This is a genomic window from Telluribacter sp. (genome assembly GCF_035998675.1).
Taxonomy (GTDB): domain Bacteria; phylum Bacteroidota; class Bacteroidia; order Cytophagales; family Spirosomataceae; genus Telluribacter.
In genome coordinates, this window is the sequence record NZ_DASYHI010000007.1 from 48782 (window position 1) to 65066 (window position 16285).

At 49.4% G+C, this 16285-nt stretch carries 12 protein-coding genes; 7 read left to right on the top strand and 5 right to left on the bottom strand.

Going from position 1 to position 16285, the window contains the following annotated elements:
- Position 1: 1 nt before the first annotated feature.
- From VGN67_RS02235 to VGN67_RS02260, 6 genes are all read left to right on the top strand, one after another.
- Complete coding sequence (locus VGN67_RS02235; protein ID WP_327485137.1) at positions 2-1771, top strand: hypothetical protein; 1770 nt, start codon at positions 2-4, stop codon at positions 1769-1771.
- A gap of 197 nt (positions 1772-1968) precedes the next feature.
- Positions 1969-3987 (top strand): alginate lyase family protein, encoded by a 2019-nt coding sequence (locus VGN67_RS02240; protein ID WP_327485138.1) that lies wholly within the window; start codon positions 1969-1971, stop codon positions 3985-3987.
- A gap of 192 nt (positions 3988-4179) precedes the next feature.
- Positions 4180-6147 carry a DUF3857 domain-containing protein gene (locus VGN67_RS02245; protein WP_327485139.1) on the top strand — a complete coding sequence of 656 codons (1968 nt, stop codon included), beginning with the start codon at positions 4180-4182 and terminating at the stop codon, positions 6145-6147.
- Positions 6148-6170: 23 nt separating this feature from the next.
- Positions 6171-8081 (top strand): DUF3857 domain-containing transglutaminase family protein, encoded by a 1911-nt coding sequence (locus tag VGN67_RS02250; protein ID WP_327485140.1) that lies wholly within the window; start codon positions 6171-6173, stop codon positions 8079-8081.
- A gap of 351 nt (positions 8082-8432) precedes the next feature.
- Positions 8433-9101, top strand: coding sequence for a hypothetical protein (locus VGN67_RS02255; RefSeq protein ID WP_327485141.1), 669 nt, complete (start codon positions 8433-8435; stop codon positions 9099-9101).
- 170 nt (positions 9102-9271) lie between these two features.
- Positions 9272-9850, top strand: a complete 579-nt coding sequence (locus VGN67_RS02260; RefSeq protein WP_327485142.1) for a PepSY domain-containing protein — start codon at positions 9272-9274, stop codon at positions 9848-9850.
- Positions 9851-10184: 334 nt separating this feature from the next.
- Here VGN67_RS02260 and VGN67_RS02265 read toward each other — a convergent pair whose 3' ends face one another.
- Positions 10185-10865, bottom strand: coding sequence for a hypothetical protein (locus VGN67_RS02265; protein ID WP_327485143.1), 681 nt, complete (start codon positions 10863-10865; stop codon positions 10185-10187).
- Complete coding sequence (locus VGN67_RS02270) at positions 10862-11194, bottom strand: hypothetical protein (protein WP_327485144.1); 333 nt, start codon at positions 11192-11194, stop codon at positions 10862-10864. Before VGN67_RS02270 ends, VGN67_RS02265 begins: the two co-directional genes overlap by 4 nt.
- A gap of 146 nt (positions 11195-11340) precedes the next feature.
- On the opposite strand from VGN67_RS02270, the gene VGN67_RS02275 reads away from it, so the two are divergent.
- Positions 11341-12384, top strand: coding sequence for a patatin-like phospholipase family protein (locus VGN67_RS02275; protein ID WP_327485145.1), 1044 nt, complete (start codon positions 11341-11343; stop codon positions 12382-12384).
- 13 nt (positions 12385-12397) lie between these two features.
- On the opposite strand, the gene VGN67_RS02280 is transcribed toward VGN67_RS02275, so the two are convergent.
- The 3 genes from VGN67_RS02280 to VGN67_RS02290 form a co-directional block, all read right to left on the bottom strand.
- Positions 12398-13084 (bottom strand): hypothetical protein, encoded by a 687-nt coding sequence (locus tag VGN67_RS02280; RefSeq protein ID WP_327485146.1) that lies wholly within the window; start codon positions 13082-13084, stop codon positions 12398-12400.
- Between the two features lie 103 nt (positions 13085-13187).
- Entirely contained in the window at positions 13188-14477 is a 1290-nt protein-coding gene (locus VGN67_RS02285; protein ID WP_327485147.1) for an MFS transporter, read from the bottom strand.
- A gap of 76 nt (positions 14478-14553) precedes the next feature.
- On the bottom strand, positions 14554-16209 hold the full coding sequence (locus VGN67_RS02290) for a GH39 family glycosyl hydrolase (RefSeq protein WP_327485148.1): 1656 nt from the start codon (positions 16207-16209) through the stop codon (positions 14554-14556).
- Between the last annotated feature and the right edge of the window lie 76 nt (positions 16210-16285).

Below are 16285 nucleotides of genomic sequence, written 5' to 3' on the forward strand. Positions count from 1 at the left end.
TATGATCAATAAATTAGTAGTTCTCGCCCTACTGGTACTGGGAACCGTAGGTACTTTGTTTTCAAAAGATTATAAAGATAACTACATTCAGTACAAGCCTGTGCAGCTATCTGCTGCCGAAAAACAGATCCTGAAAGAGTCGCTTGATAAGCTGCATGACCGTTACGATCCGCAGGAAAAGATGCTGACCAAAACCCTGACCGGCTGGAACTACCATACCGATGCCGAAAGCGGGGTGTACCATGAGGTACGTGGTTCTCTCAACTATGCCGTTGGACTCCTGGATCTCGGGGAGAAACAGTATGAGCAGCGGGCATTCGATATCATCAAAAAGGTAATCTCTTTGCAGGATACAGTAAGTACCAACAAAACAGCCGGTATCTGGCCTTACTACATGGAGGAACCACTGACTACCAAGAAGTCGCCCGCCGACTGGAACTGGGCTGACTTCAACGGGGTGAGCCTACTGGACATCTATATGGGTCACCAGGCCAAACTGCCCGAGGATCTGAAATCTATGATCCGTACGTCCCTCATCTACGCCGCCAAATCCATTCAGAAGCGCAATGTGCAGCCGGGTTATACCAATATTGCCATTATGGGTACCTACATGACGTACATGACCTCCCACCTGTTTGACCTGCCCGACATGAAAGTATATGCCAAAAACCGTCTGGATAATTTTTATGATTATACCCTAAAGCGCGGCTTTACGGAATATAACAGTCCAACCTACACGGTGGTGGCGCTGGATGAACTGGACCGGATGAAACGCCATATTGTAGATAAGGATGCCAAACAAAAGATAGAGGCACTTTATAATACGGCCTGGGAGGTAGTGGCGCAACATTACCATAAACCAACGGGCCAATGGGCCGGGCCGCACAGCCGCGCGTACAGTTCCCTGCTCATGCCTACCGTATATGGTATTTTCAAAGAAGCCTCCAATGGTAAGGTGGATCTGCCGGGTGCCATGGCCCGTAATGATGTCAAGGTCAAGCACCAGATCCCGGCTCAGCTTATGCCTTACTTCCTGTCTCCAAAGTACCCACGTACCCAGCAGGATGTATTGTCCATTGATGATCCTAAAATTATCGGTACCACCTACCTGACTGACAAATATGCCTTGTCTACGGCTAACCGATCCAGCCTGTGGAACCAGCGTCGGCCTTTTCTGGCCTATTGGGGTACTCCCGAAAAACCACACTACCTGCAGGTAAGGTTTCTACACGATCTGTACGATTTTAGCTCTGCCAGCTTTTACAGCGAGCAGAAAGAAAACAATGTACTGGCTGCCATCAACTTCCTGACCAACGGCGGTGATAAACACATCAGTATTGATAAACTGAAAGACGGTAAGTTCAGGGCCAAAGACCTGCGACTGCGGTTTGAATTCGGGAATGTGCCGGTGGATCAGCTTGCCTTACCCCAATCGGTCAATGATGTAGTTACTGAGCGTATAGATGGTCTTAACTTCACCTTGCAACTCTATCAGGCCGCCTTTGGTGACCACAAAGGATACTGGGAAAAAGGAGGCGATGAAAAAGCCTCCTGGCTAGATTTCGTCCTTTATAAGGGAGCGGAGAAAGACATCGATTTAACTACCATGAATGAAGCAGTACTTGGTTTTGCATTTAATCTGTCGGATACTAAACCAGCAAAGATGAAAGCTCCCGTAGTTTCAAAAAGCGGAGAATCACTTTCTGCCAGCTGGCAGGGATTAGGCGTTGAGGCAAATATAAAACCGATGCCCCAGCCTAAGAATCTTTAACCCAAACAACCGGGACTTATGTCCACACAGTTTTTAAAAAAAAGCTTCCTCTCCTAAAGTGGAAGCTTTTTTTTAGGCCTCTGAATGGAGAATGAATACTAGCCTACCTGGCATTAGTAGCCATTGATAGAATAGCAAGTTCTTTAAGTAGTTTGAAAGAAATCCTCCCTTCTTCAACCAGTAATAAGTTATTTACCATGAAAAGATATAAAGTTCTTACGGCTCCTCAAAAGTCTGCCAGGAAGTTTATTTTCCAGGTAATCCTGCTGATCTGCTTCTTTTTTGGGACCGGAATATTTAGCGTTGTGCTAGCGGATAGGGATCAGGGAAAAACTGACAACAAGGCCGAGATTTCGAAACTCCTGTCCCGGCTGAACCTGGATGCGCCCGGACTGGAAAAAGTAAAGGCTTCTGCCCATGACCCTGCCCTGGTTGCCAAAGAACTGCTGACCTACTACCGGAACCGTACCTCGGTAAAGCATCCGGTCGACCGGTCAGCCCGGACTGCCATGAGGGGCAAAAGCGCCAGCGAAAAAGATATCCAAATCGCTAACGATGCCCTGAAACATATATTCGTTGGGCAGCCCGCCTACCCGTCCCACTTTGTGGGCGACGATATTAATTGGGCTACCAATCCCTATCCCGACAAGGAGTGGATCTGGCAACTGAACCGCATGAGTTTTTGGGATGCACTGGGTAAAGCCTACTGGCATACCGGCGACGAAAAGTACGCTCAGGAGTGGTCTGCTCAGCTCCTGGATTGGACCCGTAAAAATCCCCGCGACGAGCAGCATGCCTACGCCTGGCGTTCCATTGAAGCGGGTATCCGCGGCTACCGCTGGACGGGCCTCTTTCAATATTTTTTAGAATCGCCCCATTTCACACCCGAGGTACTGGTGGCTTTTCTCAATAGCTGCCACGACCATAGTACCTACCTGATGACCAAGTACAGCAAGGGGAGTAACTGGGGGCTGATGGAAGCCGAGGGAATGGCCTTTATTGCCATGACTTTTCCGGAGTTTCGGGATTCAAAAAAATGGAGCGAAGAGGCCATCCGGCGGCTGAATAAAGAGATCACCAACCAGGTATACCCCGACGGGCACCAGCGGGAGCTGGCCTTTGGCTACCACATGGGCTGTATTGGCTGGTTTATGCGAACCTACGAACTAGCCCGGCTCAACGGACAGCCGGAGGCATTTCCCCCTTCGTATATTAAAATAATAAAAAAAATGTGCGAGGTACCCATGAAGCTCGCTTTTCCAGATGGAAGCACCCCTCAGTTCGGTGATGCCTGGTCGGGTGCTCCTGGGCAGTACTATAAACAACTCCGGGAGTGGGCAAAGCTTTTTAACCGACCTGATTTTCTTTATGTTGCTACCGAAGGGCGGGAAGGTACCCGACCCGACTCTACTGCCTATGTTTACCCATATAGTGGTCTCTATTCCTTGCGTAGTAGTTGGAATTCCGACGCTATCTGCCTGGTACTTAAATGTGGCCCCGACGGTGGTGGCCACAGCCAGCCCGACAACGGTACCTTTGAGTTGTACGCCGGTGGCCGCCACCTGATGCCCGACGCTGGCAGCTACATTTACAGCGGTGATCCCGAAGGACGCCGGTGGTTCCGCCAGACTAAAGTACACCAGACCCTAACGCTGAACGGAGCTAACTCCGCCTACTCTCCCCAACTACTACTCTGGAACCCCGGGAAAGATACGGACGTACTGGTGGTGGAAAATAAGAGCTACCCGGACTTGGTCCACCGGCGGGCGGTCCTGTTTGTGGACAAAAAGTACTTTGTAATCATTGATGAAGCCATCGGGACAGGTACGGGCGACGTAGATCTGCATTTCCAGTTGGCTCCGGGCGCTGCTGTTTTTGACAATAGTAAGTACTCGGTGCGTAGTGATTTCAAAGAAGGCTGGAACGTCCTGGTGCAAATGGCCGCGCAGCCGGGCCTGAAGCTAGAAGAGGAGCAGGGACAGGTTTCCTTTGTTTATACCAAAAAAGAACCAAGACCCGCTTTCAGGTACCGGTCTGCAAAAAGCCAGAGCAGTCCAGGCCTGCGCTTTGTTACCGTAGTCGTTCCCTACCAGGGTACCCTTCCGAACGTAAGTGCCCGAGTCATCGGGGAGCCTTCCGTAGGTACCTCAGGCGTGGAACTGGAAGTGGTGGAGAATGGCGTAGTGAAGCGGCTTAATTACCGTTTTCGTGAATGAGGATAATGGGAGGCCAGGTACTTTGAAAATCCTGGTAGGAATAGCTTTTCAGCGGCTTACCTTATTGTTTTTACTTAAAAATAGCAGTTGAATAATGGGAAAACTACCGTTGGATAAATTTAGCCAGGTATTGTAGGTTGAATGCTTGGTTTGCTGTATGTTTAGCTAACTAATCACTCTCTCTATCTATTCATGCGTTTACTTCTGCTAAGTCTGGGGCTATGCCTCAATTTCCTGGCAACCTATGCCCAGGACTCCCAGGTCAAATTTGGTAAAATCAACCTGGAAGACCTTCAGATGAAGAGCTATCCGAAAGACTCTTCCGCCGACGCCGTAGCACTTTATGATTACGGCGAAACCGATTTTCACATCTTGGGTAACGATATTTATATCCGGCTCAAGTACCACGGACGCATTAAAATCCTGAAAAAATCGGCTTATGACAACGCTACCGTCAGTCTTAAGTACTTCCGCGATAGCAAAAATAATTCCGAGTTGATTTCCGGCATCAAAGGCTATACCTATAACCTGGAAAACGGCCAGATAAAACAGGAAAGCCTTACCAAAGACATGATTTTTAACGAGAAGTCATCGGAAGGGTTTTCCTACCAGAAATTCACGCTGCCTAATGTAAAGGAGGGGTCGGTGATAGAATATACCTACGAAATAAAAACCCCTTTGTCCATTAATCAAAATCCCAAGACCTGGACTTTTCAGGGGGAACACCCGGTGGTGTGGAGCGAATACCGGATTACCATTCCCAATACGCTTTACTACCGCATGATTTTGTCGGGGTACCTGGGCCTGCATGTCAATGAAAACAAGCCCGTGGATATTAATCTAGAAAATCTGGGCAATACGGGCGTTGCTTACCGCTTTGTCGTCAGGGATGCTCCTGCTTTCCGCAACGAACCCTACATTACCACCTATTCTGATTATATCTCCAGGGTTAATTTTGAGCTTACTCAGGTCAATATCCCGGGTACCTATATCAAGAATTACTCCATGAGCTGGGATGACTTGAACAAAACCCTACTGGGTAGTGATTACCTGGGAAAACAGCTGGAGAAAACTAATTTCCTCAAGGACGTGGCCGCTGGCATCAAGGCCGGGTCGGCCGATACGACCGCCCAGCTGGAGGCTGCCATGAAGTACATTCAGCAACAGGTCAGGTGGAATGGAGAAACCAGCCTGTATTCCAAAAACATTAAAAAAATTCTGGAACAAAGGGAAGGCGACTCCGGTGATATTAACCTGCTGCTGGTCGCGCTGTTGCGCGAAATGGGCTACGATGCCCATCCCCTCATCCTGAGTACCCGCCAGCACGGCCGGGTCAATAGAAACTTCGCTATGCTGAAGCAGTTCAACGCCCTGGTTGCGCACCTGAAAATAAAGCAGAAAGATGTATTGCTGGATGCTACCGATGAGTTTCTGAAGGTAGGTATGCTACCTATTTATTGTCTCAACCAGACGGGCTGGCTGGTACACCCCAAAGCGCCTCGCTTTGTGGATATATGGCCTATCGAAATGGACCGGGAGCTGGAAAAAGCCGAATTGGTTATTGGGGAAGATGGGGAGCTGACGGGAAAATTTACCAAGTCCTACGGAGGTTATAGTGGGTGGAGTGCCAAGAAAAAATTTAAGGAGGAAGGGCAGGAGAAGTTTGTAGATGGTATAAAAACCGGAAAGCCTACCTGGAATATTACAAAAGCCGAATTTAAAAACCAGGTGGAACTGAATGCCGGCATGGATGCTATCTATGAGCTGAGCATAAACGATTACGCGACCAAGGCCGGAGATATGATTTACCTGAAACCCATGTTGTCGGAAGGCCATACGGATAATTCGTTCAAAGCAGAAAGCCGGGCTTTTCCCGTTGATTTCGGCCACGCCATTGAAGAAGTGTTTGTGGGTACCTATCAGGTTCCGGCTGGTTTCAGGGTACTTGAGCAGCCCAAACCGGTGACGGTGAATCTGCCGGACAACAGCGGCCGCTTTTTGTACGCGGTAGTATCGGACGAAAAGCAGATAACCGTTACCAGCCGTTTACACCTGCGTAAGGCGGTTTATCAGGCCGAAGAGTACGGGGCTCTCAAGAAGTTTTACGACCAGATTATTGCCAAGCATAATGAACAGATAGTACTCAAAAAGAGCAATTAAGCCCCTTTTACTTCGATCAACTCATGCGACTACATTGTATCAGAGGAATTGTATTGTCTATTGTGGCGGCTTCAACTATTCTGGCCCAGAACTATTCGGCTGGTTCCATTCCGGCGGCTTTGCTGATAGAGGCCCACGCGGTGGTCAGGTACCACGACACCGAGTTCCACGTCCGGGATGCCGGCGAGGCCGTGACCCGGATCAGGGGCGCTATTACTATTCTGGACAAGCAGGGAGAGGTTTTCTCGACTCTGGCCATTCCATACAGCAAATTCATAAAGGTTACCGATATGGAAGCCCAGCTTTATGACGCGGCCGGCCAGCGCGTTAAACGACTTAAGCGGGCCGATATTGAAAGTTACAGTACCAATTCGGGTAACAATTCCATTGATGACAGCTATGTCAAAGCAGCGGTTCTGAAGCATCCCTATTATCCCTATACGGTGGCGTTTTCGTACGAATATACCACCCGAAACATGATGTTTTACCCTACCTGGAAGCCGTATCCGTATTCGTTGAATGGTACTTCCGTTGAGAAAAGCACCTTTATAGTATCAATGCCTGCGGGCTTGACGCTACGCTATAAAGAGCAGAATATGCCAAACCCAGTGGCTGCCACCAGTGAAGGGGGGCGAAGCGTTTACCGCTGGGAAGTAGCCGGTCTCCGACCCTTTCAAACCGAGCCTTACGCCCCTAATGTTGAGCAGATACTACCCAAAGTCATTACGGGTCCTACGGAATTTGAGGTAGAGCAATACAAAGGCAGGCTTACTACCTGGAAAGACGTAGGTACTTTTTACCGGGAGCTAAACAAGGACCGCCAGGCTCTGCCTCCGGCTTTGGTAAGTACCCTGAAGGAAATGACTAAAAACCTAACTGCCCCCACCGACAAAGCCCAGAAAATTTATGAGTACCTCCAGTCCCACACCCGTTACGTCAGTATTCAGCTGGGCATAGGAGGGTGGCAGTCCATGCGCGCCGACGAGGTAGCGGCTAAGGGCTACGGCGATTGCAAAGGCTTAACTACCTACATGGGGGCTATGTTACAGGCAGTAGGCGTCAAAACCTACCCGGCCCTGGTCCGGGCCGGTGAAGACGAGGACGATATACGCACCGATTTTCCCTCCTTCCAGTTCAACCACATTTTTTTGTGCCTCCCTTCCGAGCGCGATACCATCTGGCTGGAATGTACAAGTCAGAACAATCCCTTCGGGTACCTGGGTAGTTTCACCTCCGACCGCCACGTACTGCTGATAACCGAAGAAGGCGGCAAGCTGTTGAAAACGCCGGCCTATCAGCCCTTCGAAAATCTGCAACGCCGTCAGGCCCGGGTTGACCTGGCCGAGGACGGCGGAGCTACCGTGGCCATGAAAACCGTCTATTCTGGACTTCAGCACGATGAACGCGCCAGTGTACTGCACGCGTTGGGAGCCGAAGACCAGAAGAAATGGCTCCTGCAGTCGTTGAGTTTACCGAGTGTGGAAATCAAAGATTTTAAACTAACAGAAGCCCAGAGCCGACTTCCTTCCGTGGAAGAAAACCTGCAACTGCTGGTCCGTAATGCCGGTACCCGCAGTGGTACCCGGCTTTTCCTGACGCCCAACCTGCTCAATCAGGTCAGGTCGGTACCCATTCCCAACGCGGCCCGGCGGCACGAATTCGAATTGTTGAACCATTTCGCTGATGAGGATAGCCTTGAGTTTCAGCTTCCGACAAATTTTAAAGCGGAGTACCTGCCCGAACCAACCAGGATTGACTCCAAATTCGGTAGCTACGAATCGTCGGTACGGCTAGCAGGAAGTACCCTGACCTACAACCGTCGGATTGTTATGAAGAAGGGGCGGTACCCGGCCGATGACTATAATAATTGGGTGGAGTTTCGTAAAAAAGTAGCCAAAGCCGATAAAAACCAGGTAGTGCTGGTTAAGCAGTAAAAGAGACATAGCCCTAAAGTGTATCTTTTGAAGAGGGAAAATGCGGGAAGGGATAGATTAGAATTAAAGCGAACTATGATTTTCTTTGGTGGAGGATGGGGTAGCGAAGCGGCTTAATTACCGTATTCCTGAATGAGGATAATGGGAGGCCAGGTACTTTGAAAATCCTGGTAGGAATAGCTTTTCAGCGGCTTAACTTATTGTTTTTACTCAAAAATAACAGTTGAATATTGAGAAAAATGCAGACCGAACAGCTGTGATATGACCGTTGGATAAATTTAGCCAGGTATTGTAGGTTGAATGCTTGGTTTGCTGTATGTTTAGCTAACTAATCACTCTCTCTATCTATTCATGCGTTTACTTCTGCTTAGTCTGGGGCTATGCCTCCTTTCGTTTTTTGCCGGTGCCCAGGAGTTGCCACTTCCCCGGATTGCAATCGAACCCAATGACAGCCTTTCCCGTTCTTCCGAACCAGATCTGAAAAAAGATCCTGATCAGGCATTCTCTGGAATTTTGCCACCCATCACCATGCGGGTAGAGCTGGGGCTGGTGGCAGTTTCCATTATTGGCGGGATGGTGGGAGTTCCTGCTTATTTGTTCATGGGCTACCATTCCTACTCGATTGAAGGAAGGAAAAGCTTCAATCAAAAAGCGGTAGTACCTTATTTTCTGGCTACCCGCGATGCCCAGCTTCCGGAGCTGTACAGAAAGCACCAGCAAAACCGGATCATCTGGTACACGGCTACTACCGGGGGGGGGGTGTTGGCTTATGTTGGTTTCGTTCAATTACTTCTCTCCATTCTCGATCCGAGTATGACCAATGCTGCCGGCACAAATCTGTTATTGGGTAGTGGACTTTTAGTGGGAGGTCAGGTAGCTCGGGTTATTTCGTTCCGGCAACTTCGGAAGGCGGTTAATTTGTACAATTATCAGTACGCAACGCCGCAGAAACGGGTTAGCCTGCAACTGGGCTTGCCCAGCCAGTACCCGGCCGGTGGAGCAGTCTACCTAAGGTTTTAACTTGTCGGTTGCGGGAGGGAAGGCCTTTGCCGAAGGAGGAAACTGACAATGTCTAATAAATCACTGGGATTGACAATCGAGGGGGTGCTTCTACCAGAAATGAGGCAGGAAATGCTTTTCTTTGGGGATAAAATACTTTGATAGCATCGTTTCCTCTTCAATTTTTAGCTATGCCCACACTTCCCCCTACGCAGCGGATCGCGGAGTGGACTCGCCTGTATCGCAAAATCCATAAATGGCTGGCGGTGCCGCTCTTTCTGTTTATGATCCTGGTGGGCGGGACCGGTTTGCTGCTTGGCTGGAAAAAACAGGTACAACTACTGCCCAAAACCGCTAACGGCGTAACCAGTGAAAGCCAGCATTGGATTTCTCTGGATAGTATTCAACGGGTAGCGCAGCAGTACGCGCGGATAGAGCTGGGCCTTCCCGTTGAAATTGACCGTATTGACGTGAGGCCGCAGAAAGGAGTCGCCAAAATAGTCTTTGCCCGACATTTTACCGAACTTCAGCTTGATTGCGCTACGGGCGAAGTACTGAGTGTAAGTACCCGTACTTCCGATATCATCGAAAAAATACACGATGGATCTATCCTGGATTACTGGATTGGTCAGGATGGGGAACAGGTAAAACTCACCTATACGTCGCTGCTGGGTTTGGGCTTACTGCTGCTTTCTGTGAGTGGGTTCTGGCTGTGGTATAACCCCGTTCGGATCAGGAGGCAGAAAAGAGCGGTAGTACCGGGTGAATAAGCAAGGGGCTGGAATTGGTGCTTGGTAATCAAAAATATAGGACGCATAAGTACTCTCTATGAAATAAAAGCTATTCCTGCAGGTAATAAGCTTAAGCCTATTATTTATTACCCGCCCCGGAAGCCACAGCGCAGTTGTTCCCGTCGCGCGGGTAATTTTGTTTCGCCAATTATGCAAGGCTGTAAATCTATATAATAACTACGTATGCTTCCTCCCAAAACAATGTTAGCCTTCATCTGGGTGTACGTTCACAGTACCCGGCGGGTGGGGCAGTGTACCTAAGGTTTTGAATGTTTAGGATGGCTCCTTCGTATAGTTGATACCACGTAAATCACTACAGGAGTATGCCTGTCTCAAAGACGAGCAGGCTGTACTTATCGGTTTTGTATTTGCTTAAATCACCTTTGAGACTATTCAGCAAGCCATACTCATACCTGATGGTAAACAATAATTTCGAAAGTTTTAATGAAAGCTCGACCGGTACAACAGGTTGTAATCGCTTGTAGTGGTTATTGACTCCGATTACGCCCTGTACATGCCCTAACGATCTGTCCTGATAGGCCGGTAAACGCGAAAGTGAGACAAGCAGTGCCTGCACACCAAGGCCGGTACCTACCGAAAACCTTTCGCTCAGGTTATGATGAGCAGTTCCAGTTAGCCCAATGCAGAAGTCTGATCCACCCCGATAGAATGGGCCGATGATGATGCCCTGCGGAGTCGTGACCGGTAAACTTTCGTCCCAGTAAGTATGCCGGGAGAGGTTGGCCTGTAGGCGCAAACTGTTAGTTTTTCCGAGAGGCTGAATCTTGGTAACCCCAGCCCCTATACCTCCAATCAAAAGTTTAGGCTCGGTAGAAGAGTCGTACCATAAGATTGGATAAGTACCCCGGCCGGAACTCTGTGAAGGCAGGAATAGGTTACCATTGGCCGTAATGTACCAGCTAGCGTCACTTGTCTGACCTATTGCCTGGATACCCGGTACCAGCAAAAGAACCAGGTAGAAGAAAAACTTCATATTTTAATAAAATTTTGGTTAATGGAAGTTTTAGTGGAGCGTAGGATGGTCTGGTACTGCCCTTTGGGCTTATCGCCTAATGAAAGTCTGAAACCAGCGAAGGCTTGGGAAGAGGAAATGGTACTTTCAAAAAGAGTTTTACCAAATGTATCAAATACGTGTAAAGTGAGTTCTTCACCATCCTGATTAGATACATTAATAAAAACTTCATCCTGGACCAGGTTTGGAAATACCCTCAGTTTTTTGTCGGGTTCGGTTGGGATACCAGGTTTGTCATTACAGCCCCAGAGCAGAGTAAAGAGGAGAAATAGTAGTATATTTTTTTTCATAAAGGAAGGTTTGCTTTCAGCATAAAGTTATGCGGATTTCCCGAGCAAACAATGTACCAACACGGCCTATGGTGATCCTGCTATGGAATAAATGAAATGATAGTAGTTACCTTGCCAATTATATCTAATTGCATTGTCTGTGCTTTATGAATCGACTAATACTGATCTTCACTCTTTTCTTATTTTCTTTTCAGATACACGCCCAAAAGTGTGATATCCGTAACCTTGTATTTGAAGGAGCGGGAATCCGGGGAATTGCCTATGCAGGCGTTATTGAACAACTCGATAAGGACAATAAATTAGTTGGAATAGAGAAAGTTGGAGGTACTTCAGCCGGCGCAATTACGGCACTCATGGTGTCTTTGGGTTATTCTTCCGGGGAAATCGCGGACCTGATAGCTTCTACCAAATTCAATAAGTTTAACGATGGCCGTTTTCTTTTTTTCGGAGGACTGGTGCGGCTGAATAAAATGTACGGTTGGTACCGGGGCGACGCATTTACAAAATGGCTGTCTGACATTATTGAATCAAAAACCGGAAACCCCGATATAACTTTTGAGGAACTCAGCCAAAAGGGCTACAAAGACCTGTACGTGACGGGTACCTGCCTCAATAAACAAAAGTTGATTGTATTTTCGAAGGAGAGTTATCCACGCATGAAAATTAAGGATGCGGTCCGGATTTCGATGTCAATACCGTTTTATTTTAAAGCTGTTTTGATTGATAGTACCGGAGCGGTACATAAAAAGGCTGACCCTACCCAGAAACTTGATGTTGTGGTAGACGGTGGATTACTTGGCAATTTTCCCATATTTTTATTTGACCAGGTGCTGACCGATTCAACCAATAGAAAGCATCGGATTCCCGATTTTAAAACGCTGGGAATACGCATAGACTCAGACCTGCAGATTCAGAATGATTCGACTTCCAGGGAACTGGCCTCATTGGAAATAAAAAATATGCAGGATTACGTTTCGGCTTTTTATGTCCTGATTCTGGAAAATCTAAATCGGAACGAGCTTACCGAGGAAGACTGGGCAAGATCCATTTCCGTTTCTTCCGTGGGGATAACACCGCGAATAAAACGGTTATCGCCCGCGCAAAAGGAAAGGCTGATCAATAGCGGAAGAGAAGCTACCTCCGGCTATCTCGGGAAACACTGTTCCACTAACCAGCGGTTAACGAACTAACCCACCATGCTGCTTAACGAAACGGAATACCTACTTCCAGTACCAGCAGGTCATTTTTGTCCGGGATGGATTTTCGGTATTTCCACTTCATATTACTCGTCAACCCAACTTCATACCTGAGGTTAAGGATGATTTCGCTCAGTTTATAGGAAAATTCAACGGGTACCACCGGAACAAACCGCCGGTAGTGTTTATTTTTATAAAGCCCTCCCCGGGTAAGTCGGGTCAAATTTTCAAAGTCCGGCATGCGGGCCAGTGAAATCAGCAGAAACCGTCCCCCTACGCCCGTCCCCACCGAAAGCTGCTCGGTCAAACTATACTGGAAAGTACCGGTGAAGCCCAGGTTATAGTCGGAGGCTTCCCCCCGAAATTCACCCCGCGAGAGTCCGTTGGCCGCTCTTACGTCCAGGGGTGAGTCCCAGTAGGTATTTTTTGAAAGATTGGCCTGTGCTTTTAGTTTGAGATTCCAGGCTACCGGACTAAGTACCGCGCCTCCCAAACCAAAACCACCAACAAGTACCCTCGGAGTTTCCTCCCGGTTAACCGAGATAAGCGGAAAAACGTCCTTGTACGAATTGCCTTTGGGCAGGTATAAATTTACATTGGGTGTAAGGTACCACCTGGTTGCCGTATTTTGGGCAGGTACCTGAGGGCTCGCCAATAAACCAGTAAGCAGCAAAACCAGTAGGCAAGGTTTCATAGGGCAAACAACTTGGAGTGGATGGCCTGAAATATAGTACCTACAAGTTAAATATTTTTTATAGTACCTACAAATAAAGAGAAGCAGGAAGTAAGTACCAGGCTCAGGTCGGAAGTACTTTGGCTGCCTTCTTCCGCTCTTCCGGCTTCCGGACAGCTATTAAGGTAACCAGGGCCGAAAGGAACAAGGAACCGGCCATAAAGATATAGGACGCCCCAAACCCACCGGTGGTACCATTAAGATATCCTACTATATAGGCACCCACAAAAGAGCCCAACGCGCCGAAGCTGTTGATCAGGGCCATAGCTCCACCGGCTACGTTACGGGGGAGCAGGTCGGGAATAATAGCGAAAAAGGGTCCGTAGGGAGCGTACATAGCACCACCCGCAATGACCAGCAGCACAAACGACCACCAGAAGTAACTGGCACCCAACAGGTAAGAGCCGTAAAAAGCCACCGCGCCGAGGAGCAGGAACGGCCAGACGAAAATTTTTCGGTTCAGGGTTTTGTCGGAGTAGTAGGAGGCCCCCAGCATACCTATGATAGCCAGTACATAGGGTACCGACGACAGCCAGCCCGTTTTGATAATGTTCATATCCGGGGCGGAATTCAGGATGGAGGGCAGCCACATGACAAAGCCATAGACCCCAATGCTCCAGAGGGCGTACTGCAGGCAGAGCCAGATTACAATCTTTGATTTGAACGCTTCGGCGTAGTTCCGGACGGGTTTTATACCCTGCTGCTCCTGCTGTAACTTTTCTTCCAGCGCCAGTTTTTCAGATTCGGTTAGCCAGTTGGCATTTTGGGGTTTGTCATCGACCAGTCGCCACCAGAAAAACGCCCAGATAACGGCGGGAATTCCTTCCAGAATAAACATCCAGCGCCAGCCCACGGCATCAATGAGGTAGCCCGACAAGACCGACATCCAGAGAATAGTAGCCGGATTGCCCAAAATCAGAAAGGTATTGGCCCGGGAGCGTTCCGACTTGGTAAACCACCGGCTCAGGAACAGCAGCATGGCCGGCATAACCGCACTTTCCACTACGCCCAGCATAAACCGTATACCAATCAGCGCATTGACATTACTGGCTATTCCGGTGGCCGTGGCCAGTGCGCCCCACAGGATCAGCGACCAGAAGATCAACTTCCGGGCGCTCCGCTTTTCGGCGTAAATGGCACCCGGTACCTGAAAGAAGAAGTACCCCAGAAAGAACAACGACCCCAGCAGGGAAGACATGCCCGGCGTAATGCCCAAATCCTCGGCCATTCCACCCGCCGCGCCAAAGCCATAGTTGGCCCGGTCGAGGTAGGCCAGGCTGTACGTAATAAAAGCAATCGGAATCAGGCGGTACCAGCGAGAGGGGGCTACGGTTTTTTCAGAGATGGGTTCCATGGAGATCGATTAGGTACTTGTTTATCGGTTATAATGGCTTGCTTCTAAAACAATACTTTCGGATAAAATAAAGGGGTTACCAGCTAACCTTGATCAGCGATACTCCCTGGCGAGGCAGCGGAAAATCGAGCTGGAGCAAGCCGTTTTTGACATCCATCCAGGTCGGGGAAGCATAGGCCTGCAATTGGCCTGCTTTTTCCAGAGTGGCTATTTGCCCGGCCGTGGGGTTCTGGGGAGAGCCCATACTTTTCCAGACTTCGTAGGAGTTGCTGTGCTGTTGGTCGATCCGGTAGTGATGTACCAGTACCCGTCGGGCGGGTACGCCTTTGAGCTGAACAGAAACCGGGGCGGTCGGATCAAGCTTGTTGTCGTCGTGGTAGTGCCAGACCATCACGGCGGCTTCCTGAGCTCCCTTGGTCGCGTAGGCATTGATGTCGGCTTCGCCCCTCACGCTTTCATTTTTTACCTTTTGGACGTTATAGGCCAGTTCCTGCTGTACCTGCACCCGTTTGCCGGACATCATCCCAAACATCCGGAACACGTTGAGGACGGGCTTGTCTACTCCGTTGGTGGCCAGGTCCCGGAATCCCCGAAACCAGGGCTGATTTTCAAATTCAAAGGCCCAGGTAACGGCTCCCAGCAGATTGACGCCGCGGGCATCGGCCAGCTCGTGCTTGCGGGCAAAGGAAGCGGCCGTGTAGCTGGAGTACATGGTACCGTTGCGGTAGGCATTCTGCGGATGAAGATCTTCGGAGCAGGCCGCGCAGCCTTCCGGATCAGACTCACCAATAATGATAGGTAGTTTTTTCAGCGTGGGGAAGGAGGCTACAATTTCAAAACCTTTATCAATATCGCGTAGCTGCGTACCCATATTCATTTGTACTATGCCATCAACTACCTTGGGTGCGCCCTTGGCATGGAAGGTGATGAAGTCCAGGGGGGAGCCGGTTTTGCCGGTTACGTAGTTCTTCCCGCTTACGACATGGTCCAGGAAGGCTTTCATAAACTTGGCCGACACATCCCAGTTAGGGCCCGTCACCTCGGGGCCGCCAATCTTAGCCGTGGGCAGGGCACGTTTGACGGCGTCGGCGGTATAGTCGTACAGCTTGATGTATTCTTCGGTAGTACCTTTCCAGTACCCGATGTTCGGCTCGTTCCAGAGCTCCCAATACCACGACTCCACCTCCTGCTTCCCGTACCGCTCCACCGAATGCCGTACCCACTGGTACACCAGTTCCGCAAATTTCGCGTAGTCTTTGGGTGGGTACGCCCAGCCGGTATAGATGTCGTTGTAGTTGTCGCCGGGCTTCCAGTAGTGCCGGTAGGGCTGGGGCTTGGCAGACAGGGCTTCGGGCATAAAACCGATCTGCGCCATAGGCTTCATTCCACGCTCTATATAAGTATCAAAAATCTTGTCTACGATGGTCCAGTTGTAGATGGGTTTTCCGTTGGCATCTTCGGTGTAGGCGTTGGTAGAGCCCCACTTCAGGGCAGCCTCCCCGTCGCCGGTTACCAGTAGACCATGCGTCCTCACAAACACCGGTACCTTGCTGAGCCGGGAGATTTCGCTGAGCAGCTTCTTGCCATCCTTCATGTAGGTATAGTTCGGCTCATCGTAGCCAAACCACGCCCAGATCGGTTTTGCCTCGCCTAGTTCTTTAGTGAGGTCAACCCGGATAGGAACAGGGCCGGGAGCGGTACTTTGGGCTCTGCTTATATTTGCAAGAAGCATTAATAAAGTACCCGCTAACAGGCGGATAGTGAGGATGGAGTTGGGATGCATGGTCAGAAAATCAGAATTGGACTAC